We start from the raw sequence: 20,513 nt of genomic DNA, 5'->3' as shown, positions 1-20,513 counted from the left end.
CCGTGGGGTCAGGATGTGAGCTTGGCCTGGCGCAGGTCGATGCCAGGAATGGGGAGCGCGGGAACTCCGGACACCTTGTTCGGGTACCACGCCGTGAGCATGTCGACGAATACCACGGGGTAGATGACGGCGTTCTTCGCGATCGTGTCCAGGTTGGTCTGGATCATCGAGTTGCGCTTAGACGTATCGGTCTCCTTGGCAGCCTTGTTCATGGCCGCGAACAGCGCCGTCGCCTCAGGAGACGAGTCCCACTTGGTGTACTTCATCCACAGTCCGCCCTTGGTGTAGTTGTAGCGGATCAAGAGGTCGGGGTCGGTTCCGAACTGTTCCGGGTTCGAGCTGGCGATCACAACCTGATACGAGGCATCCTGATCCATCTTCGTGAACAGCGCGGCGGTCGCCTGTGGCTCCTGGGTCACCGTGAACCCGAGTGCTTCCCAGCCCTCCTGGATGACGTTCAGCGAGTTGACGACGTATGAGGTGTTGGTGGCCAGAATCGTGATCTTCAAGCCGCTGTCGACACCCGCCTCCTTGAGGAGCTGCTTCGCCTTCGAGAGGTCATGCTTGAACAGCGGCGTCGCGGCCTTGAAGCCAGATGCTGCGGGCAAGAAGCTCTGTGGCTGATCTCCGTAGCCGTTCAGGCCGACCTTGATCAGCTTCTCCACGTCGATGGCGTAGAACATCGCCTGACGCACGCGAGGATCGTCGAACGGCTTCTGCGACGTGTTGAACATCATGAACACGTTGTCCATGCCCTTGGCTTCGCCGACCTTCATTCCGGCGCCCGTGAGCGATGACACGTTGCTGGTGGGAACGTTGTCGGTCACGATCGCGGCACCGCTGAGCACCTTCGCGACGATGGCGTTGGGGTCGGTGATCGAGAACCACGTCATCGTCTCGAAGTTCGGCCGGAGCGGACCGTTGTAGTCCTTGAAGGCACCGAAGGTCGTGCTGGTGCCTGGTGTGTTCTGGGTGATCATGTACGGGCCGGTTCCGATGATCTTGCCCGTGCCCGTCGCCACAGCGGCCCAGTCCGTGTACGCATGCTTCGGCATGATCTTGGCGAGCTCGAGGCGCTGCACACCGAGCGGGAACGGATAGTTGAGCTTCAACTCGACGGTGCTGTCGTCTACCTTGTCCACCGACGCGAGCCAGCCGGCGAAGAACTCATTGATCAGTGTGGTCGGGTCGAGAATGCGATCGAAGCTGAAAACGACGTCGTCAGCAGTCACCGGCGTTCCGTCGTGGAATTTCGCGCCCTTACGCAAGGTGAACTTCCACGTAGTCGCGTTCGGATTGCTCGGCAACGTCGTTCCAAGAGCCGGACTCGCCTTTCCGGTGACGAGGTCCGTGCTCACCAGTCCCTCGTAAACGTGCCTGTTGGCGGCCATGCTGAAAGCGGATGCTGTCTGTGACGGATCCCATGACTGGTTGTTGCCATATCCGACAACGGCATCGATGGTGCCGCTCGGCCCCGAATATGCGCCGCTGCTGGATGTCGCTTTCGAGTTCGACCCTGCCGTGGATGCTGGACCGGTGCACGCCGCGAGGGTCGCACCGATGGTGGCGGCTGCGGCTGCAGCACCGGTCCATCGCAGCAGAGTGCGCCGACTGAACTCGCTAGACCCTGACGGTCCGAAGGGGTTCGACATCTGTCTTCTCCTTGCTCGTCGTTGAACTTTGGGGGGCGACGGAAGGTCGTCGCTGGGCATCTTGGTAGATAGGATGTCGGTTGTTGGACAACCGATGTCGTGCTACTTTAGTGCCACCCATCCGATTCGTCAATTGCGAGCGGCACCGGATGTCGAGGGAGAGGGGCGTCGATGGCCAAGCCGGCATCACTGGCGAGAACGAGTCTCGTGACCGAGGTACAGGACGCGATCAAGGACCTCATCTACGAGAGACACCTCAAGCCGGGCGATCCGCTTCCCACGGAGCACGAGTTGGCCGAGACCCTGGGCGTCAGCCGCAATTCACTCCGGGAAGCACTCAAGGTGCTGGAGGCGACCGGCGTCGTGGTCATTCGACGCGGCTTCGGCATGGCGGTCGGCGAGATGAGCTTGCGAGCATTGATCTCAGAGCTGGTGTTCCACGCGCGACTTTCCGCGCAGGAGGGCACCAAGGAGTTGCGCGATCTGATGGATCTGCGGGCTTCCCTCGAAGGAGCCCTCATCGTGCGAGCAATGGAGTCGATGAAACGAGACGACCTCGACAAGATTGACGCGGCCGTCGTCGCGATGGAACGGGCGGCCTCGGAAGGGCGCTTCTCGCCTCCTGACGATCGCGTGTTCCATGAACTCCTCTATCGACCACTCGACAACCCGTTCATCTCGCAATTGCTGGCTGCCTTCTGGGACGTTTTCGATCTGTTGCAGGATCACCTTCCGAGAAGCATCCAGACGCCTGCGGAGATCGCAGCGCAGCACCGCGAGATCTACGAGGCGCTGCTCCGCGAGGACGGGGAAGCGGCGGCGAACGCGCTTCAGGCGCACTTCAAAGGCATCGAGCAACGGCTCGACCGCGACGCGGAACCGGTGGCCGAGGTCGGCTGAGCCGGACAGCGCCGCCGGGTCACACTTTCCCGCGGTTGCGCCGCCGCACCGGGCGCGGCGCCTTGCCGCCGACGAACGACCGGCTCGCATCCACCACGAATCCGCCCTGCCGGAGTGCCTGCCGGCCCACGAGCATCCGGAAGCCCATTTCGTCGCGGTTCGTGAGGGTCGTCTCCGCCTGCACACGGCGCCCGCAGAGCTCCAGCTCGACGAGCACGACGTACCGGTGCTCCGCGTGCCCGGACGAGCTGCGCACCAGCCGACGGTCGTGGATCGGGCACTCGACGGCCACGGCATCGCGGTCGGAGTCCTGCCACGGACGCACGTGGAACCGCACGCGCGCGCCGCCGTCAAGCTCCTCGACGTCGAACGCGTGCAGCGCCGAGCTGCGCGCACCGGTGTCGAGTTTCGCTTTGACCCATGGCACGTCGATCGCGGGGAGAGCAACCCACTCGCGCCACCCCACGACGGTGCTTGAATGGATGGTCTCGCCCATCCCCCCATCTTTTCAGGAGCCCACGTTGAAGTTGGCCATTCTGTCGCGGGCGCCGCAGTCGTACTCCACCCAGCGTCTCCGCAGCGCCGCCACGGATCGGGGTCATCGTGTGAAGGTGCTCGACACTCTGCGGTTCTCGATCGACCTCTCCGGCGACGAGCCCGACCTGCAGTACCGGGGCAAACTGCTGTCGGACTACGACGCGATCCTGCCCCGCATCGGCAACTCGATCACGTACTTCGGCACCGCCGTCGTTCGGCAGTTCGAGCAGATGGATGTCTACACACCGAACACCGCGAACGGCATCACCAACTCGCGTGACAAGCTGCGTGCCAACCAGATCCTCTCCCGGCACAACATCGGGATGCCCGCGACCGCGTTCGTGCACAGCCGGGCGGACGTGCGCACCGCGATCGAATCCGTGGGCGGAGCGCCCGTGGTGATCAAGCTTCTGGAGGGCACGCAGGGCATCGGCGTCATCCTGGCCCCTGAGGCGAAGATCGCCGAGGCGATCATCGAGACGCTGCACTCGACGAAGCAGAACGTGCTCGTTCAGTCGTTCATCGCCGAGAGCAAGGGACGGGATGTCCGTGCTCTCGTCGTCGGGGACCGCGTGGTGGCCGCAATGCGGCGGGTTGCCAGTGGCGACGAGTTCCGGTCCAACGTGCATCGCGGCGGCTCCGTGCAGCGGATCGACCTGCCGCCGGAGTACGAGCAGGCCGCGGTGCGCTCCGCCCAGATCATGGGCCTGCGTGTCGCCGGCGTGGACATGCTGGAGGGCGACGATGGGCCGCTCGTGATGGAGGTCAACTCCTCACCAGGCCTGCAGGGCATCGAGACCGCGACCGGACTCGACGTAGCTGGCGCCATCGTCGACTACATCGACAACCAGGTCGCCTTCCCCGAGATCGACGTGCGTCAGCGGCTGACCGTCTCGACCGGTTACGGCGTCGCCGAACTCGCGGTCGGGGCGGACGCCGACCTCGTCGGCAAGCGCATCCGCGACTCCGGACTCGATGAGCGCGACATCACCGTGCTGACCCTGCACCGCGGTGCCACGGTCATCCCGAACCCGCGCGGCAACACCGAGCTCGAGGCGGGCGACCGCCTGCTGTGCTTCGGCAAGCTCGAGGAGATGCGGTCGATGATCCCGGCGCGCAGGCGACGCCGCACGAAGGTCCGCAAGCTGCCGAAGGATGCGCTCGCGCTCGAGTCCTGAGACGGTTCAGGCGTACAGCGGCATCAGCTTGGCCTGCTCCACGAGCCACGCGCTGAACGCCCACGGCGTGCTGCGAAGGGCCGCACCCAGCTCGGCGGGCGCGACCGCCGCGACCTCGGCCACCTCGTCCGGGTTGACCACCGGCTCGCCCACAGCGCGAGCCACGTAGACCGGGCAGACCTCGTACTCGACGACCCCGTTCGCATCCACCGCCCGGTAGCGGAAGTCGGGCAGCACCAGTTCGAGGTCCGCCAGACCAATACCCAGCTCGTCTCGCGCGTGCCGGCGCACGGCATCCGTTACCTCTTCGCCCGGCGCAGGATGCCCGCAGAACGCGTTCGTCCACACACCGGGAAAGGTGAGCTTCGACAGGGCTCGCCGCGTCACGAGGAGCCGTCCGTCGTCGAGCAGCACGTGGCAGGAGAATCCGAGGTGCAGGGGCGTCTCGGGGCCGTGAACGCCGATCTTCTCGGCGGACCCGGTGCGGTTGCCACGGTCGTCGAGGAGCACGACACGGGTGGAGTCGACGGTCACGGGGTCGAGTCTGCCAGCACCGGTCGCCGCCGCGGCGGCGTCCTGCGCTCGAGCGATCGTCACGACGACACCCGTCGCGCGGCGGACTGAGCGACCACGTCGACGAGAGACTCGGCGGTGCGATCCGGCGCGACGACGTCGACTCGGAGACCGAACCCGCGGGCATCCCGGGCCGTGCGCGGCCCGATCGCGGCGACAAGGGTGCCCTCCGGCACGGGGCCGAGCTGCTGCTGCACCTGCTCGGCGACGCTGCCGGAGGTGACCAGGATGGCCGTGATGCGACCGGATGCGACGTCGGCGACGACCTGCTCGGACACCGGGATGCCGACGGTGCGATACGCGACCACGGATTGCACTTGGTGTCCCATGGCGGTCAGACCGTCGGTGAGCGTCGTCTTCGCGATCTCGCTGCGCAGCGTGAGAACCCGAAGCGGAATCACACCACGGGTCATGGCCGGCCACTCCTCGAGCATGCCGGCGGCGGAGCTGTCGTCGGCCGGAACGAAGTCGGCCCGGTATCCCGCGGCGAGCAGGGCGGCGGCCGTCGTCTCGCCGACGGCGGCGACGCGTGTGTTCTGCGGGATGCGCGCCTGGTGCGCCGACAGCACATCGACCGTCGTCGCGCTGGTGACGGTCACCCAGTCGAACTCGCCGGCGGCGAGCGCGGTCAGGGCACGATCGAGTGCCGCCTCGTCGGAGGTGGCGGCGAAGTTAATCATCGGTGCGACGACGGGCGTTCCGCCGTGCGAGCGGATGTCTGCTGCGACCGAGTCCCCCCAAGGCCCTCCGCGCGGCACGAGCACGCGCCAGCCGGCAAGGGGTTTCGGGCCTTGCGTGGGTATGGGACCGGTGGCGCCCGCGGTCATCGGGCGTCACCGTCCCGTGTCGCACCGTGCAGGGGTGCCAGCTCGGCTGCACCGGCGGCGAGGAGCTCGTCGACGACGCGCTGCGAGGCATCCTTCGCCGCTTCCAGCAGGGCGGCGTGCCCGTTGCCCTCGAGGCTGGCCGCGTGCGACGACGTGAGCCGCTGGCTGCCGTCCGGCTTGTAGACGGTCGCGGTGAGGAACAGCAGGCCGTCCTCGACGAGCGCGGTCGTGCCGAGCGGAGCGGCGCATCCGGCCTCGAGACCGGCCAGTACGCCACGCTCCGCGGCGACGTTCGCCCGCGTCGTCGCGTGGTTCACAGCGTCGAGCGCCTTGGCCAGCGCGCGGCCCTCGGGGGAGGCATCCTTCTCGCGCCGCGTCTCCAGGGCGAGCGCGCCCTGGCCCGGAGCGGTGGGCCAGTCGGAGAGCTCGAGATGCTGGGTCGCGGCATCCGCCCGTCCGAGGCGGCCGAGGCCGGCCGCGGCGAGCACGATCGCGTCGAGCCTGCGATCGTCGTCCACGGCGTCGAAGACGCGGCCGAGGCGGGTGTCGATGTTGCCGCGGATGTCCACCACATCGAGGTCTGCACGCACCGACTTCAGCTGTGCCATACGGCGCGGGGATCCCGTGCCGACGCGCGCACCCTCGGGCAGGGTGTCGAGTACAAGGCCGTCGCGGGCGCAGAGCACGTCACGGGCATCGGCCCGCTTCGGCACGGCCGCGAGCACGATGTCCGGGTGCTCTGCCGTCGGCAGGTCTTTCAGGGAGTGCACGGCCACGTCGATCTCTCCGCGCAGCAACGCGTCGCGCAGCGCGGAGGTGAACACGCCCGTGCCGCCGAGCTGCGAGAGCGACTCGGTGGTGGTGTCGCCGTGCGTGGTGATCGTGACCAGCTCGACGTTGAGGCCGGATGCCTTCGCCAGCGAGTCGGCGACCTGGCGCGTCTGCGCAAGGGCCAGCGCGCTGCCACGTGTGCCGACCCGCAGGGCCGTCATCGGGCTGCGACCTTCTCTCTGCGAGTACCGACCGGATCATGATCGGGCCACGGACCGAGCTCGGTCACGTGCGGGCGTTGGTCGGAAGGCACGTCGTTCAGTCGCTCCTCGATGAGGTCGACCAGTCCGGAGACGAATGCCGGATGTGTGCCGGGCGTCGGCACACGCAGGGCGCGCAGCCCGTTCTCGGCCGCCGTGGTGAGCGCCTCGTTGTCGAGGTCCCACATCACTTCCATGTGGTCGCTGACGAATCCGAACGGCACGATCACGACGGCCCTCGTGTGTCCGTCGACGGCGAGGTCGGCGATGGCGTCGTTGATGTCGGGTTCCAGCCACGGCGTGCGTGGGTCGCCGGAGCGCGACTGGTAGACGAGGGACCACGGGATGTCTGCGACCGCCTCGCCGGCATCGCGGGCCTCAACCTCGGAGATGGCGTGTGCCAGGGCGCAGTGCTGCGCCACATAGGCGCCGCCCTTGCCGAACTGTGGGCCGGATGCCTCCGCCGCCGCGGACGGGATGGAGTGCGTCACGAACAGAAGGTGGATGTCTTCGCGTGCGACGGCATCCGCGCCGGCTTCGGTGCTCGCGGCGCTGCCTCCCGTGAGCTCGGCGACGGCCGCCTCGACGCCCTCGACAAGAGGCGTGACGAAGCCGGGGTGGTCGAAGTACTCCCGTACGCGGTCGATGGACATGGTGCCGGTCAGCCCGTTCTCGGCGAGCGCCCGCTCAAAGTCCTCGCGGTACTGCCCGACCCCGGAGTACGAGGTGTAGGCGCTGGTCACCAGGGCGAGCAGGCGATCGTGGCCCGCCTCGTGGGCCTCGAGCACGGCATCCGTGAAGTACGGCTTCCAGTTGCGGTTGCCCCAGTGGATGGGGAGGTCGATACCGCGACGGGCGAGTTCGGCCTCGAGAGCCGCCTTCAGTTGACGGTTCTGCTCGTTGATGGGGCTCACCCCGCCGTGGTGGCGGTAGTGGTGCGCAACCTCTTCAAGCCGTTCGTCGGGGATGCCCCGTCCTCGCGTCACGTTGCGCAGGAACGGGATGACGTCATCCTGACCCTCTGGACCGCCGAAGCTGGAGAGCAGGATCGCGTCGTATGTCGTCATTGCAAGACCTCGGGGATGTCTGTCACAGGAATGCGCCGACCCGTGTAGAAGGGGACCTCCTTACGTACGTGCCTGCGGGCATCCGTCGCGCGGAGATCGCGCATCATATCGACGAGATCGACGAGATTGTCTGACTCCATCGGCAGTAGCCACTCATAGTCACCGAGGGCGAAAGCGGCGACCGTGTTGGCCAGGACCGAGCGGAACGCCGCACCCTTCCGGCCGTGGTCGGACAGCATGCGACTGCGCTCAGCGTCGGGGAGAAGGTACCACTCGTAGCTGCGTACGAACGGATAGACCGTCAGCCACTGGCGCGGCTCGATGCCCTTGAGGAACGCGGGCACGTGGGCCTTGTTGAACTCGGCTCCGCGGTGCACACCCATCGCGTTCCATGTGGGGAGGAGGTCGCTCAGCAGCTTCGTCCGCTTGAGCCGGCGCAGCGCAGCCTGGAGCTGCTCCGCCACCGCGCCATGCAGCCAGATCATGATGTCGGCGTCTGCCTTCAGGCCGGAGACGTCGTAGAAGCCGCGCACCGTGACGCCGCCGGCCTCGACCTCGGTCACCGCGGACTCGAGTTCCGACGTCGCCCACTCCACGTTCGGCTCTTCGAGATCGAACGGGCGCAGCGGGTCGCGCCTCAGCACGGCCCAGAGCGTGAAACCGTCGGGCTGCTCGGCCTGCGCCCCGCGCTGGTCGGGCTTCGAGGCGGCATCCGTTGGGTGATCGGATGCTTCAGGGCTGCTGTTGTGAATGGGGGAATCGGACGCCGAGTCGGCGGCCGCCGGGTGTGTCATGGCATCCAGTCTCCCCCGTTGCCCGCTGAGCAGCAAAAGCGACGGCCTGTTGGTGCCGCGCCCGGGGGCGCGAGGACGCGCGGACACGCGAGGAGGCGCGGACACGCGGGGGCGCACGAGGACGCGCGGACACGCGGGGGCGCACGAGGAGCAGTGGCCGCGTCGTCAAGCCCTTGGCCGACCGCCCGTTTGGACGCATGCTGAACAAACCTGACGAAATCACTGGGATGAACCGAATAAAACTGCGCTTCGTGGTGTTGATAGATACAAATGTCTGAATCGTTGAAGAACTCCAGCCGTATCGCGGAGCAGTCCTCCACGAGTACGACCCCTCGTCGTAAGCGCCCGAGCCGCGCCAAGGCGAAGCCGATCATGGATGCCCGCGCCAAGGTGATCTCTGCGTTCCCGTGGGCGCAGAACCTGTCGTACGTCGAGCAGCAGCAGTTCGCGGATGAGCTCGCCCACCACCCCCGCGACCTCCCGAACGGGCAGCTCGAGGCACTGATCCTCTCCTGGAAGAACCGGGCGCGCCGCGTCGCCTGATCGGGCTCGCTAGCCGAGCCATGACGGCATCCTCGAACCGAAGTGCTCCATGAGGCTGTACGCGAGGATGTCGGACGGCTCGATGCGCGACGCCTCGGCGAGGTAGATCTGCGCCACCGCGCGTTGGCCGCGGGCCCAGTGCAGCCAGCCGACTGCACACAGGAGCGGTGGACGGTACTCGGCGGGAACCATCGAGGCCGTCCTTCGGAGTAGGGCGATTCCGAGGCGAACTCTGTTCGTCGAGGGCCGCCGCCGCTCCTCGCCGAGGAACAGGCGCACGAGCGCGTCATGGGGGATCGCGCCGTCAGCGCGCATCTTCGCGACGTAGTCATCCATCGCTACTCCCCTTGACCGTGCGGCGTCGAACACACGCATGATCTTTCGTCGATTCGCCTCACCGGCCGCCGGGCCGAAGGCGAGCTGCAGCGCTATCGGTTGCGCCACGCCGGGGGAACTGGGCCAGGTACGCGAGTTGCGCGAAGTCCTGCGCGCGGATTCCGTCCGGGTCTGTCGGCAGCAGCGCCTCGAGGAGTGGCACGATTCGGGCGAAGGCTTCGAGATGCATCGGGCTTTCGGCTCCGTCCGCCGATCTGGCGTGGGCCAACCGTTCAAGCTCGCGCAGCACCCGTTCGCGTTGCGACGGGTCAACCGACGGAAGCCGGGCGAAGCCGTCGTCGTATGTCTTCTGGAGCAGTGCTTCGTGCATGCATCGATGTTGACGACCGATATGCCGCCGATGCTCGCTGCGGCGGCGTTTTGTGCAGACGTCGCGGATCGACTCATTGGGGACGGAGAGCCCGGCGCTTGTCAGCGGCCCAGCGTCGTCCATCTATCGAACCTATCTTCGCTTTTGGTTTAGAGGATCACTGTGCGCCCCCCAATCCTCCCGCCTGCTGTTTGCTCACACCCCGAAGACACATTCGTTGTTTTGTTCGAATATCTGTCGTAGAATGGGAGCATGCTCGCCAACGTCGAACGGCTCAGGGACACGACCTCTCGTGTCTGTGCGGCCTTGACGTGCGACAATGCCGATTCCGCGGGCGAGAACCGCGGCTCATCACGCGCGAGTGCGGAAGAGCCCACTCTGGTCGAGTCGATCGATCTGCTCGCTGATGAGGTATTGGCTCGGCTGATCTCGGATGCCTCCCGTGCTCGCGCGGAATTCGACACCGTACTGACGGCGGCGGCCGGTGTGGCGGCGAAGAGGTCCGAGAGAGCCCTGGGCCACTCCGGGCTCGCACAGCGCAACGGGCACCAGAACGCGGTGCGCTTCGTGCAGTCGCTGACCGGCGCAAGCCGAGGAGAGGCGGCCAGGCAGGTGCGGCTGGGCGGCGCCATGGGCGAAGTGGATGCCGCCGAACGAGCACTGCGAACGGGAGAGGGCCCGGAGGGCCCTCTTGCTGTCGAGGATGCCGGGACGGCGGCCGACGCAGCGGAGCGTGATGGCTCGGACGGCGACGGTCGCGACGGCTCCACCTCGAACCCGGCTCCGTTGCCGTGGAATCATCCGATCATCACCGCAGTGAGTGCTGGGGTGCTGTCGCCTGCTGCCGGGGATGCGATCGCTCGTGGACTCGGAGAACCCAGCGCGACCTGCGACAGTGAGACGATGCGGGCCGCCGCTGCCGAGCTCGTCGAGGAGGCCAAGAGCGCTCACGTGGACGAGCTGTTCGGTCTCGCGCGGCGCATGCGCGATGAGATCGACCCGGCAGGCGTGCAGGAAAGATGGCAACGCCGGTACGAGAACCGTTCCTGGACGATGCGCCGTAACCAGGACGGCCAGTTGACCGCGCACGCCGTGTTCGACGACGAGTCCGGGGTGTTCGTCACACAGCTGCTCGACCTGGCATTGAGTCCACGGCGAGGCGGTCCACGCTTCGTCTCCGAAGACGACCGCCGCTGGTCGGATCAACTCACCGCCGATCCGCGCAGCAACGAACAGTTGGCGCTCGACACGGTGATGGACGTGCTGCGCAGCGGCGCCGCCGTGGACACCTCGACCACGCTGCGCACGCACCGACCCGCCGTCCGTGTCATGGTCACCCGCGACGACGACGCACCCGGTGGGGTCGCGTTCGGCATCGGACACTACGAAGGAAGCGTCGACGCTGTACCGCTCTCCGTCATCGACACGCACCGCTGCGACGGCGGCACCATCGACGTCCACACCGACCGGGCCGGGAACGTGCTCGACCTCGGCCGCGAAAGCCGCCTGTTCACCAACCGGCAGCGCCTCGTGCTCCGCAGCCGCGACGGCGGATGCGTCTGGCCCGGCTGCGACCGACCCGCCTGGGCCACCGAAGCCCACCACAATGACGGCTGGTACGCCGACCACGGCAAAACCGACATCGCCGACGGCGTCCTCCTCTGCCGCTTCCACCACCTACTGCTCCACAACAATGGTTGGAAGATCAGCAGAGACGGCGCCCAGTACTTCCTGACGCCGCCGAAGAGCGTCGACCCGTCACGCACTCCGATCCCGCTGCGCACCAAGTCACCCGGCTGGGCGTACCACCGAAGACTCGCGAAACAACGACCACCAGGTGAACGCGCGACAACACCCAGCAGAGGCGCCCTCGCCGAGGCGTGAACGAGTCGGCCGACCGCCCTGGGGGCAAGCACGTGCGGCGGGACCCGGCGCGACAACACCCAGCCCTGCGGCGTGACCCGGCCTGGCAGCCCACCTACGACGCCACCACCTGCCGCACCACCGATGACGCCTCCAACATCACACCCTCGAAGAAGGCCGCCAACTCGTCGGTCGCCGACAGCGGAAGAACGTGCGCGACGTACTGGTCCGGACGCACCACCACAACGACACCGTCTCGTGAGAGCTCCCGTGACTCGAAGATGTCCTCTCCGGGTCCTGCCGCGTACACCTTCTCCCAGTCGGTGAGGCCGAAGGGACCGGTATGCGGCATGAAGAGCGCGGGCACCTTCGCGAGCTCCACCTCGTCGTAGTTCTGCTGGTAGATCACCTTCACATCGAACACGGCATCGATGTCGCCGTCCGAAGGGGTGAACCGTCGAAGGGGCGAGCCTGAGCCGGACTGCAGCCATTCCGCCCAGTCCGCGAGAGTCGAAGGCTCCCCAGCAGCAGCGCCATCCGCGAACGCGTAGATGCGCCAGCGTCCGTCGGCCTTCGCGTGGTGACCGAGGTGCTGGATGTTGCCATCGCACACTCGCACCACCTCGGCGGACTTGAAGCGCTTTCCGATCGGGAACCCTACCGCCAGCTCCTGGTGCGTCGCCTCCCCCGTGATCATCGACGGCTTGTACTGAGTGAGAAAGCCGGACGGGAAGTCCGAGGTGCGCACATAGAAGTCGGCGAGCTCTTGCGGGTCGGCGAACTCCTCCGGCCTGCGAGCCATGAGGCTCGACCACTCACGGTCGAAATCGATGAGTTCCTGCGCGACGGGCTGCCGCTCCGCGGAGTACGTCGCAAGCAGCGACTCCGGGCTACGACCCGAGAGGACGTTGCCGAGCTTCCAGCCCAAGTTGAAGCCGTCCTGCATCGACACGTTCATGCCCTGGCCGGCCTTGGCGCTGTGGGTGTGGCAGGCGTCTCCCATAAGGAAGACACGCGGGGTGCGATCCGATCCCTCCGGCACGTCGTCGAACTTGTCGGTGACCCGATGCCCCACCTCGTAGACGCTGCTCCACGCGACCTGTTTCACATCGATCGAGTACGGGTGCAGAATCTCGTTCGCCTTCGCGATGATCGCCTCGATCGGCGTCTGCCGAACCTTGTGGTTGTCGTCGTCGGCGACCTCACCGAGGTCGATGTACATGCGGCAGAGGTAGCCGCCCTCGCGCGGGATGTGCAGGATGTTCCCCGCCTCGGCGTTGATTGCGCACTTGATGCGCCAGTCCGGGAAGTCGGTGTTGACCGTCACATCCATCACACCCCAGGCGTGCCGCGCGAACTCACCGAGATGCTTCCGTCCGATCGCGTCGCGCACCCGGCTCCGCGCACCGTCGCCTCCCGCGACGTACCTGGCGCGCACCGTGCGCTCCTCGCCCTCCCGCTCTCCCGCGACGTATCGGATGCGCACCTCAACCGGGTAGTCGCCGCTGGGGTGCACGGTCAGCCCGAGGAACTCGACGCCGTAGTCCGGCAGGATCCGACCTGGGCCGTGCGCGGCGGCCTCGGCGAAGTAGTCGAGCACTCGCGCCTGGTTCACGATCAGGTGCGGGAACTCGCCTATGTGCTTGGCGTAATCCTCTGTCCGCGACGTGCGGATGATGTTGGCCGGGTTCTCGGGGTCGGGTCCCCAGAAGTTCATGTAGGCGATGTTGTACGCCTCGGCGATGATCCGTTCCGCGAAGCCGAACGCCTGGAATGTTTCGACGCTGCGTGGCTGGATTCCGTCCGCCTGCCCCAGCACGAGGCGCCCGGCACGCTGCTCGATGAGTCGCGTCGTCACGTCGGGGAACTGCGCCAGCTGCGCCGCCAGCAGCATGCCCGCCGGGCCCGAGCCGACGATGAGCACGTCGACCTCGTCCGGGATGTCCGCTGGTCGATCGACCCCGGTCCCCGCGGCCGGCAGAACGGTCGGGTCGCCCGAGACGTATCCGTGATGGTGGAACTGCATGAGGTGGATCCTTCCTCGGACATCGGTGTCGAGGTTGTGGCGAGAACGGTTATGTTCTATATTCGAACAGCGCGTTCTACTATTGAACACATCATAGATTTCGGGCCCCTGCGGTGCAACCAGGCGACGACGCAAGGCCGTCGCGGGTCGCGAGGCGGAAGCCCTGGCACCGAGCGGACGGAGTGACCACATGGCCGACACCCCGACCGCAGCGCCGGCGTCGCAGACACTGAGTCGCGGCATCCGCATCCTCGAGGAGCTCGCAGACGCCCGAGTGCCGCTCACCGTCGACGACCTCGCGCGTCGGCTCGGCGTGCACCGCTCGATCGCCTACCGGCTGCTGCGCACGCTGGACGACCACGGACTCGTCATGCGCGAGACCGACGGACGCTACGCATTGGGGGCGCGACTCGCGGCGCTCGCGATGGCAACGGTTCCCGATCTGCAGGCGGCGAGCGTTCCCGAGCTCAACGCCGCGGCCGACGAACTCGGCATGACCTGCTTTCTCGCCGTGCTCGACCACGAGGAGTGCGTCACTCTCGCCAGCGTCGAGCCGAGGCACGCCGTGGCGTCGGTGGCGCAGCGTCCCGGGGCGAGGCATCCGGTCTGGGCCGGCGCGCCCGGCAAGGCACTGCTCTCGATCATGCCCGACAGCGAGTGGCCGGCCGCAGTCCCCGCCCGCGTCGCCAAGGATGTCGCGGAGGCGCGAGAGCGCGGCTGGGCCACGAGCCACGACGAGGTGATTCCGACCCTGAAGTCCGTCTCGGTCCCGTTGCGGCTTCGCGGCCGCCGACGGGCCGCCATCGCCGTGGTCTACGTCGGCGAGTCGACCGCGCCGGAGCGGATCGCTCGCCGACTCCGCGACGCGGCAGACGCCATCCGCGACGCCCTCGGCGAATAGAAGCGCAGTCCCCTACGCCTTCGACAGGCCGTACACCGGGCTCGCGTTCTGCTCCGCCTCGTGCTCCGGGCCCAGCGGGATGCCGGTGCGATCGCGCAGCAGAAGCGTCGCGGCGAGACCGACGAGGGTCATTCCCGCCAGGTACCACGTGATCCCCGTCGTCGAGTGCGTGGACTGGAAGATCGCCTGCGCGATCATCGGCGAGAACGCTCCGCCCACGATCGCGCCGATCGCGTAGGAGATCGAGACGCCGGAGAACCGGATCGAGGCCGGGAAGAGTTCCGCGTACATCGCGGCCTGCGGCCCATACGTGAGGCCGAGTCCGACGGTGAGGCTCGCCAGGGCGACGAAGAGCGACCATGCGGTGCCCAGATTGGTGAGCGGGAACAACAGGAACACGCCGATCAGCTGCAGCACCCAGCCCACGATGTACGTGTTGCGGCGCCCGATCTTGTCCGACAGCCATCCAGCGACCCAGGTGGCGATCAGCCAGGTGACGCCGGAGACTGCGACGACCCAGAACACCGGGCCGGGATCGAGGCGGATGGCGCCCTTCGGATCCGTGGCGTAGTGCTGCACGTATCCGCCGGTGGTCATGTAGCCGACGGCGTTGTTGCCGGCGAAAACGAGCGCAGCGATGATCACGACCAACAGGTGCCGGCGGAAGAGCTGCACGATGGGCATCCGCGTCTCCTCCTTGCGCTCGGCGATCTCCTGGAACACCGGGCTCTCGTCGACGCGACGGCGCACCCAGTACCCGACGCCGATCAGCACGACCGAGAGCAGGAACGGCACGCGCCATCCCCACACCAGGAACGCCTCGCCCGGTGCGATCAGCGCCATGAGCGCCAGCACGATGGATGCCAGAAGCAGCCCGATCGGCACCCCGATCTGCGGGGATGCGCCGAACACGCCGCGCTTCTTCTTCGGCGCGTGCTCGACCGCCATCAGCACGGCGCCGCCCCACTCACCGCCGGCCGAGATGCCCTGGATGACGCGGAGCAGGATGAGCAGAGCGGGTGCCCACACGCCGATCACGGCGTGGGTGGGCAGCAGTCCGACGAGCGTGGTCGCGACGCCCATCAGCAGGAGCGTGATGACCAGCATCGGGCGCCGGCCGATCTTGTCGCCGAAGTGTCCGGCGAGGAACGCCCCGAGCGGACGGAACAGGAAGCTCACGCCGACGCTGAAGAACGAGACGATCTGGGCGAAGTCCGGCCCCATCGGCTCGAAGAAGAGGTTCGCGAACACGACCCCGGCCGCGAACGCGTAGATGAAGAAGTCGTACCACTCGACGGTGGTGCCGACGACCGTGGCGACGACCACTCGCCGCCGGTCGACGGCGGTGGCGATGGTCCCCGTCGGGGTGAACCCCGATGCGGCTGATGCGCTCATGCGACTGACTCCCTTGTCATGAATGGTGCGGGTTTACCGGGCTCCGCCGATCATATACGATTTGAGATACAATGCAATGACGCACCGATGAGGCTCGCGCCAGCCGGAGCCGCACCCGACTCGACTGCACGGAGAAGGAGAATGCAGGGCATGACCAGCGAAACCACCGCCGCGAACACGACTGCATCGGATCCGCGATTCGCCGCGCTCCCTTCACGCCCTGGCAAGATCGTCGCCGTCCACCTCAGCTACGCATCGCGCGCCCAGCAACGCGGCCGCAAGCCCGCCGCACCCTCCTACTTCTTCAAGCCGTCCAGCTCCGTGCAGGCATCCGGGGGCGAGATCACGCGTCCAGCCGGCACCGAGCTGCTCGCGTTCGAGGGCGAGATCGCCCTCGTCATCGGCAAGGATGCTCGGAACGTCTCGCTCGCGGATGCCTGGCAGTACGTCGGCTGGGTCACGGCGGCGAACGACTTCGGGCTGTACGACCTGCGCGCGAACGACAAGGGCTCTAACGTGCGCTCCAAGGGCGGCGACGGGTTCACGCCGATCGGCGCCCGGCTCATCGACGCGCGCACGATCGACCCGGAGGCGCTGCGGCTGCGCACGTGGGTGAACGGGGAACTCGTCCAGGACGACACGACAGAGGGTCTGATCTTCCCGCTGGCGCAGTTCGTCGCCGATCTCTCCCAGCACTTCACGCTCGAGGCGGGCGACGTCATCCTCACCGGAACGCCCGCCGGGTCGTCCGTTGTACAGCCCGGCGACGTCGTCGAGGTAGAGGTGGATGCCCCGGCCGCGGCGGAGCATCCGTCGTCCGGCCGCCTCGTCACGACGGTCGTGCAGGGTACGGACGGCTTCGATCCCGAGGTGGGGTCGCTCCCCGCGGTCGACGACACGCAGCGCGCCGAGGCGTGGGGGTCGCTGGAAGCTGCGGGCCTCGCGGACGCCGAGCCCGCGATCGCACCAGCCGCGGCTGACGGGGCGACGGAGGCCGACCGATGAGCGAGGCGCTCGCGACGACCGGTTCGACGGACGCCGCCAAGTCGCCGGCCGGAAGCAAGTCGGAACGGGCGTACGCATACATCCGCGAACGGATCGTCGACCACCGGTACAGTCCCGGCTACCGGCTCGTGCTCGGCACCATCGCCGACGACCTCGGAATGAGCGTCGTTCCCGTGCGCGAGGCGATCCGGCGGCTGGAGGCCGAGGGTTTCGTCACCTTCGAGCACAACGTCGGTGCGCGCGTCGCGCTGGCCGACGAGACCGAATACACGTACGCGATGCAGACGCTCGGTCTCGTCGAAGGCGCGGCCACGGCTCTCTCCGCACCGCTGCTCACCGATGCCGACCTCGACCGCGCGCTGGAGATCAACGAGCGGATGCGACGGATGCTCGACGAGCTCGACCCGCACGAGTTCACCCGCCTGAACGAGCAGTTCCACTCCGTTCTGTTCGAGCCGTGCCCGAATCCGCACATCCTCGACCTCGTGCACCGCGGCTGGGGACGGCTGCGGGGCGTTCGCGACTCCACGTTCTCGTTCGTGCCGCAGCGCGCCCGCCACTCGGTCGCCGAGCACGAGGAGATCGTGCAGCTCATCCGCGACGGGGCCGACGCCCTCGACATCGAGCTCGCCGCCCGCCGCCACCGCTGGCGCACCCTCGACGCGTTCCTGGCCGCTCGCCACCCCGAGACCCCAACAAGTCCACTCCACACCCCGGAGGAACCATGACCGACACCACCACCGAGCTCGAGAAGCGGCGCGTTCCCGCCGACCTGCCCGAGCACATCCAGCACTACATCGACGGGCAGTTCGTCGACTCGGCCGACGGCGACACATTCGACGTGCTCGACCCCGTGACGAACGAGACGTACGTGCGCGCCGCCGCCGGCAAGAAGGCCGACATCGACCGAGCCGTGGCCGCTGCTCGTCGCGGGTTCACCGAGGGGCCGTGGCCGAGGATGCTCCCCCGCGAGCGCTCGCGGGTACTGCACCGCATCGCGGACATCGTCGAGTCGCGGGATGCCCGCCTCGCCGAGCTCGAGACGTTCGACACCGGTCTGCCGATCACCCAGGCACTCGGCCAGGCGCGCCGCGCGGCCGAGAACTTCCGCTTCTTCGCCGACCTGATCGTGGCGCAGGCGGACGACGCGTTCAAGGTGCCCGGCCGCCAGATGAACTACGTCAACCGCAAGCCGATCGGTGTCGCGGGACTCATCACGCCGTGGAACACGCCGTTCATGCTCGAGTCGTGGAAGCTCGGCCCCGCTCTCGCCACCGGCAACACCGTGGTGCTGAAGCCGGCGGAGTTCACGCCGCTGTCGGCATCCCTCTGGGCGGGCATCTTCGAGGAAGCCGGCCTTCCCAAGGGCGTGTTCAACCTGGTGAACGGACTCGGTGAGGATGCCGGCGACGCGTTGGTCAAGCATCCTGACGTGCCGCTCATCTCGTTCACCGGCGAGAGCAGCACCGGACAACTGATCTTCGGCAACGCGGCCCCGTTCCTCAAGGGACTCTCGATGGAGCTGGGCGGCAAGAGCCCGGCCGTCGTTTTCGCCGACGCCGACCTCGATGCCGCCATCGACGCCACGATCTTCGGCGTCTTCTCGCTGAACGGCGAGCGCTGCACCGCAGGTTCGCGCATCCTCGTGCAGCGCGACATCTACGACGAGTTCCTCGAGCGCTACGCGGCGCAGGCGAAGCGCGTGGTCGTCGGCTACCCGCACGAGAAGACCACGGAGGTCGGTGCACTGGTTCATCCGGAGCACTACGAGAAGGTCATGAGCTACGTCGAGCTCGGCAAGGAGGAGGGCCGGCTCGTTGCCGGCGGCGGGCGACCGGATGGCTTTCCCACCGGCAACTTCGTCGCGCCGACGGTCTTCGCGGATGTTCCGCGGACGGCCCGCATCTTCCAGGAGGAGATCTTCGGTCCCGTCGTGGCGATCACGCCCTTCGACACCGACGAGGAAGCGCTCGAGCTCGCCAACGGCGTCAAGTACGGTCTCGCGGCGTACGTGTGGACGAACGACCTGAAGCGCGCCCACAACTTCTCGCAAGCGATCGACGCCGGCATGGTATGGCTCAACTCCAACAACGTGCGCGATCTGCGCACGCCGTTCGGCGGAGTGAAGGCATCCGGTCTCGGCCACGAGGGCGGATACCGCTCGATCGACTTCTACACCGACCAGCAGGCCGTGCACATCACACTCGGCCCGACGCCGAACCCCACCTTCGGCAAGAACTGAAACCACATCACCACCTCCCCACTCTTCAGGTCGCACTTTTTGTCGCTTCCGTCGGCGAATACCGACAGAAACTGCGACTTGAACGATGGGAATTCACGCAAGGACGCTGACCATGACCCACCGCGACGACATGACCCTCACCTCGTCGGGCTTCTACGTCTCCCAAGAGGCGCCGATCGAGTGCGCGGACCCCACTCCGACCCCTCTGGCGTCCCCGCCGGACATCCTGCGTTGCGCCTATATGGAGCTCGTGGTGAGCGATCTGAAGCGTTCACGCGACTTCTATGTCGACGTTCTCGGCCTCACTGTCACCGAGGAGGACGAGGACGCGGTCTACCTGCGCTCGCTCGAGGAGTTCATCCACCACAACCTCGTGCTGCGGCAGGGCGAGGTGCCCGCGGTCGCCGCGTTCTCGTACCGCGTGCGCACCCCGGAAGACCTCGATAAGGCCGTCGCGTTCTACACGGAGCTCGGATGCCGCGTCGAACGTCGCGAGGACGGCTTCGTGAAGGGCATCGGCGACTCGGTGCGGGTCACCGACCCGCTCGGGTTCCCGTACGAGTTCTTCCACGACGTCGAGCACGTGGAGCGTCTCGCCTGGCGGTACGACCTGTACACGCCCGGCTCGCTCGTTCGGCTGGACCACTTCAACCAGGTCACGCCGGACGTGCCACGCGCCGTGAAGTTCATGCAGGACCTGGGCTTCCGGGTGACCGAAGACATCCAGGACGAGGAGGGCACCGTGTACGCGGCGTGGATGCGCCGCAAGCCCACCGTGCACGACACGGCCATGACCGGCGGCGACGGACCGCGGATGCACCACGTCGCGTTCGCCACTCACGAGAAGCACAACATCCTCGCCATCTGCGACAAGCTCGGCGCACTGCGCCGGTCGGATGCCATCGAGCGCGGCCCAGGACGCCACGGCGTCTCGAACGCATTCTACCTCTACCTGCGCGACCCCGACGGCCACCGCGTCGAGATCTACACGCAGGACTACTACACGGGAGACCCGGACAACCCGGTCGTCACCTGGGACGTGCACGACAACCAGCGTCGCGACTGGTGGGGCAACCCCGTCGTGCCGAGCTGGTACACGGATGCCTCACTCGTGCTCGACCTCGACGGCAACCCGCAACCGGTGGTCGCCCGCACCGAGGCGAGCGAGATGAGCGTCACGATCGGCGCCGACGGCTTCTCGTACACCCGGGAGGGCGAGGAGTCGATGCCGGAGTGGAAGCAGGGCGAGTACAAGCTCGGCCACCAGGTGTAG

The 20,513-nt window shown here is 67.3% G+C and carries 19 protein-coding genes and 1 pseudogene; 9 read left to right on the top strand and 11 right to left on the bottom strand.

Going from position 1 to position 20,513, the window contains the following annotated elements; translation table 11 throughout:
• Positions 1 to 8 precede the first annotated feature (8 nt).
• Entirely contained in the window at positions 9 to 1,652 is a 1,644-nt protein-coding gene (locus ACTHNC_RS02360; protein WP_440292986.1) for an ABC transporter substrate-binding protein, read from the bottom strand.
• Positions 1,653 to 1,823: 171 nt separating this feature from the next.
• Here ACTHNC_RS02360 and ACTHNC_RS02355 point away from each other — a divergent pair, with 171 nt between their 5' ends.
• Entirely contained in the window at positions 1,824 to 2,552 is a 729-nt protein-coding gene (locus ACTHNC_RS02355) for a FadR/GntR family transcriptional regulator (RefSeq protein WP_440292985.1), read from the top strand.
• A 19-nt stretch (positions 2,553 to 2,571) separates the two neighbouring features.
• Here ACTHNC_RS02355 and ACTHNC_RS02350 read toward each other — a convergent pair whose 3' ends face one another.
• Positions 2,572 to 3,048 (bottom strand): ATP-dependent zinc protease family protein, encoded by a 477-nt coding sequence (locus ACTHNC_RS02350; RefSeq protein WP_440292984.1) that lies wholly within the window; start codon positions 3,046 to 3,048, stop codon positions 2,572 to 2,574.
• Between the two features lie 25 nt (positions 3,049 to 3,073).
• On the opposite strand from ACTHNC_RS02350, the gene ACTHNC_RS02345 reads away from it, so the two are divergent.
• Complete coding sequence (locus tag ACTHNC_RS02345; RefSeq protein WP_440292983.1) at positions 3,074 to 4,267, top strand: RimK family alpha-L-glutamate ligase; 1,194 nt, start codon at positions 3,074 to 3,076, stop codon at positions 4,265 to 4,267.
• A gap of 6 nt (positions 4,268 to 4,273) precedes the next feature.
• Here ACTHNC_RS02345 and idi read toward each other — a convergent pair whose 3' ends face one another.
• The 5 genes from idi to hemQ are packed head-to-tail and all read right to left on the bottom strand — an operon-like array spanning position 4,274 to position 8,559.
• Positions 4,274 to 4,801 (bottom strand): isopentenyl-diphosphate Delta-isomerase, encoded by a 528-nt coding sequence (gene idi / locus ACTHNC_RS02340; protein WP_440292997.1) that lies wholly within the window; start codon positions 4,799 to 4,801, stop codon positions 4,274 to 4,276.
• A gap of 59 nt (positions 4,802 to 4,860) precedes the next feature.
• Complete coding sequence (locus ACTHNC_RS02335) at positions 4,861 to 5,667, bottom strand: uroporphyrinogen-III synthase (protein ID WP_440292982.1); 807 nt, start codon at positions 5,665 to 5,667, stop codon at positions 4,861 to 4,863.
• Complete coding sequence (gene hemC / locus ACTHNC_RS02330) at positions 5,664 to 6,659, bottom strand: hydroxymethylbilane synthase (protein WP_440292981.1); 996 nt, start codon at positions 6,657 to 6,659, stop codon at positions 5,664 to 5,666. Before hemC ends, ACTHNC_RS02335 begins: the two co-directional genes overlap by 4 nt.
• Positions 6,656 to 7,765 (bottom strand): ferrochelatase, encoded by a 1,110-nt coding sequence (locus ACTHNC_RS02325; protein ID WP_440292980.1) that lies wholly within the window; start codon positions 7,763 to 7,765, stop codon positions 6,656 to 6,658. The genes hemC and ACTHNC_RS02325 overlap by 4 nt, the downstream gene beginning before the upstream one ends.
• Positions 7,762 to 8,559, bottom strand: coding sequence for a hydrogen peroxide-dependent heme synthase (gene hemQ / locus ACTHNC_RS02320; protein ID WP_440292979.1), 798 nt, complete (start codon positions 8,557 to 8,559; stop codon positions 7,762 to 7,764). Before hemQ ends, ACTHNC_RS02325 begins: the two co-directional genes overlap by 4 nt.
• 270 nt (positions 8,560 to 8,829) lie before the next feature.
• Between hemQ and ACTHNC_RS02315 the strand changes: the two genes are divergently transcribed.
• The gene (locus tag ACTHNC_RS02315; RefSeq protein WP_440292978.1) at positions 8,830 to 9,102 is read left to right on the top strand and encodes a hypothetical protein; all 273 of its coding nucleotides are present in this window, start codon (positions 8,830 to 8,832) and stop codon (positions 9,100 to 9,102) included.
• 9 nt (positions 9,103 to 9,111) lie between these two features.
• On the opposite strand, the gene ACTHNC_RS02310 is transcribed toward ACTHNC_RS02315, so the two are convergent.
• Both ACTHNC_RS02310 and ACTHNC_RS02305 read right to left on the bottom strand, forming a co-directional pair.
• A complete protein-coding gene (locus ACTHNC_RS02310; protein ID WP_440292977.1) occupies positions 9,112 to 9,438 on the bottom strand; it encodes a hypothetical protein in 327 nt (108 codons plus the stop codon).
• A gap of 58 nt (positions 9,439 to 9,496) precedes the next feature.
• The gene (locus tag ACTHNC_RS02305) at positions 9,497 to 9,931 is read right to left on the bottom strand and encodes a hypothetical protein (protein WP_440292976.1); all 435 of its coding nucleotides are present in this window, start codon (positions 9,929 to 9,931) and stop codon (positions 9,497 to 9,499) included.
• A 129-nt stretch (positions 9,932 to 10,060) separates the two neighbouring features.
• Here ACTHNC_RS02305 and ACTHNC_RS02300 point away from each other — a divergent pair, with 129 nt between their 5' ends.
• On the top strand, positions 10,061 to 11,692 hold the full coding sequence (locus tag ACTHNC_RS02300) for an HNH endonuclease signature motif containing protein (protein ID WP_440292975.1): 1,632 nt from the start codon (positions 10,061 to 10,063) through the stop codon (positions 11,690 to 11,692).
• Between the two features lie 94 nt (positions 11,693 to 11,786).
• Here ACTHNC_RS02300 and ACTHNC_RS02295 read toward each other — a convergent pair whose 3' ends face one another.
• A complete protein-coding gene (locus ACTHNC_RS02295; RefSeq protein ID WP_440292974.1) occupies positions 11,787 to 13,697 on the bottom strand; it encodes an FAD-binding monooxygenase in 1,911 nt (636 codons plus the stop codon).
• Positions 13,698 to 13,887: 190 nt separating this feature from the next.
• Between ACTHNC_RS02295 and ACTHNC_RS02290 the strand changes: the two genes are divergently transcribed.
• The gene (locus ACTHNC_RS02290) at positions 13,888 to 14,598 is read left to right on the top strand and encodes an IclR family transcriptional regulator (protein WP_440292973.1); all 711 of its coding nucleotides are present in this window, start codon (positions 13,888 to 13,890) and stop codon (positions 14,596 to 14,598) included.
• A gap of 12 nt (positions 14,599 to 14,610) precedes the next feature.
• On the opposite strand, the gene ACTHNC_RS02285 is transcribed toward ACTHNC_RS02290, so the two are convergent.
• A complete protein-coding gene (locus ACTHNC_RS02285) occupies positions 14,611 to 15,993 on the bottom strand; it encodes an MFS transporter (RefSeq protein WP_440292972.1) in 1,383 nt (460 codons plus the stop codon).
• Positions 15,994 to 16,143: 150 nt separating this feature from the next.
• On the opposite strand from ACTHNC_RS02285, the pseudogene ACTHNC_RS02280 reads away from it, so the two are divergent.
• The 4 genes and pseudogenes from ACTHNC_RS02280 to hpaD all read left to right on the top strand — a co-directional run.
• Positions 16,144 to 16,962 (top strand): annotated as a pseudogene (locus ACTHNC_RS02280) (fumarylacetoacetate hydrolase family protein); the annotation flags it as partial.
• Between the two features lie 32 nt (positions 16,963 to 16,994).
• The gene (locus tag ACTHNC_RS02275; protein ID WP_440292971.1) at positions 16,995 to 17,726 is read left to right on the top strand and encodes a GntR family transcriptional regulator; all 732 of its coding nucleotides are present in this window, start codon (positions 16,995 to 16,997) and stop codon (positions 17,724 to 17,726) included.
• Positions 17,723 to 19,240 (top strand): 5-carboxymethyl-2-hydroxymuconate semialdehyde dehydrogenase, encoded by a 1,518-nt coding sequence (hpaE, locus tag ACTHNC_RS02270; protein WP_440292970.1) that lies wholly within the window; start codon positions 17,723 to 17,725, stop codon positions 19,238 to 19,240. The genes ACTHNC_RS02275 and hpaE overlap by 4 nt, the downstream gene beginning before the upstream one ends.
• Before the next feature lie 112 nt (positions 19,241 to 19,352).
• Positions 19,353 to 20,513 (top strand): 3,4-dihydroxyphenylacetate 2,3-dioxygenase, encoded by a 1,161-nt coding sequence (gene hpaD, locus ACTHNC_RS02265; RefSeq protein WP_440292969.1) that lies wholly within the window; start codon positions 19,353 to 19,355, stop codon positions 20,511 to 20,513.

Origin of the sequence: Humibacter sp. (assembly GCF_051954055.1) — a bacterium.
Taxonomy (GTDB): domain Bacteria; phylum Actinomycetota; class Actinomycetes; order Actinomycetales; family Microbacteriaceae; genus Humibacter.
Note: the sequence above shows the minus strand (reverse complement) of the source record. Positions and strands in the feature narration are given on the sequence as shown.

What these genes read in the sequence shown, in the direction of transcription:
- ACTHNC_RS02360 (WP_440292986.1), bottom strand. Translation starts at nt 1,652, where the DNA reads ATGTCGAACCCCTTCGGACCGTCAGGGTCTAGCGAGTTCAGTCGGCGC.
- ACTHNC_RS02355 (WP_440292985.1), top strand. Translation starts at nt 1,824, where the DNA reads ATGGCCAAGCCGGCATCACTGGCGAGAACGAGTCTCGTGACCGAGGTA.
- ACTHNC_RS02350 (WP_440292984.1), bottom strand. Translation starts at nt 3,048, where the DNA reads ATGGGCGAGACCATCCATTCAAGCACCGTCGTGGGGTGGCGCGAGTGG.
- ACTHNC_RS02335 (WP_440292982.1), bottom strand. Translation starts at nt 5,667, where the DNA reads ATGACCGCGGGCGCCACCGGTCCCATACCCACGCAAGGCCCGAAACCC.
- hemC (WP_440292981.1), bottom strand. Translation starts at nt 6,659, where the DNA reads ATGACGGCCCTGCGGGTCGGCACACGTGGCAGCGCGCTGGCCCTTGCG.
- ACTHNC_RS02325 (WP_440292980.1), bottom strand. Translation starts at nt 7,765, where the DNA reads ATGACGACATACGACGCGATCCTGCTCTCCAGCTTCGGCGGTCCAGAG.
- hemQ (WP_440292979.1), bottom strand. Translation starts at nt 8,559, where the DNA reads ATGACACACCCGGCGGCCGCCGACTCGGCGTCCGATTCCCCCATTCAC.
- ACTHNC_RS02315 (WP_440292978.1), top strand. Translation starts at nt 8,830, where the DNA reads ATGTCTGAATCGTTGAAGAACTCCAGCCGTATCGCGGAGCAGTCCTCC.
- ACTHNC_RS02310 (WP_440292977.1), bottom strand. Translation starts at nt 9,438, where the DNA reads ATGGATGACTACGTCGCGAAGATGCGCGCTGACGGCGCGATCCCCCAT.
- ACTHNC_RS02305 (WP_440292976.1), bottom strand. Translation starts at nt 9,931, where the DNA reads ATGGACGACGCTGGGCCGCTGACAAGCGCCGGGCTCTCCGTCCCCAAT.
- ACTHNC_RS02300 (WP_440292975.1), top strand. Translation starts at nt 10,061, where the DNA reads ATGCTCGCCAACGTCGAACGGCTCAGGGACACGACCTCTCGTGTCTGT.
- ACTHNC_RS02295 (WP_440292974.1), bottom strand. Translation starts at nt 13,697, where the DNA reads ATGCAGTTCCACCATCACGGATACGTCTCGGGCGACCCGACCGTTCTG.
- ACTHNC_RS02290 (WP_440292973.1), top strand. Translation starts at nt 13,888, where the DNA reads ATGGCCGACACCCCGACCGCAGCGCCGGCGTCGCAGACACTGAGTCGC.
- ACTHNC_RS02285 (WP_440292972.1), bottom strand. Translation starts at nt 15,993, where the DNA reads ATGAGCGCATCAGCCGCATCGGGGTTCACCCCGACGGGGACCATCGCC.
- ACTHNC_RS02275 (WP_440292971.1), top strand. Translation starts at nt 16,995, where the DNA reads ATGAGCGAGGCGCTCGCGACGACCGGTTCGACGGACGCCGCCAAGTCG.
- hpaE (WP_440292970.1), top strand. Translation starts at nt 17,723, where the DNA reads ATGACCGACACCACCACCGAGCTCGAGAAGCGGCGCGTTCCCGCCGAC.
- hpaD (WP_440292969.1), top strand. Translation starts at nt 19,353, where the DNA reads ATGACCCACCGCGACGACATGACCCTCACCTCGTCGGGCTTCTACGTC.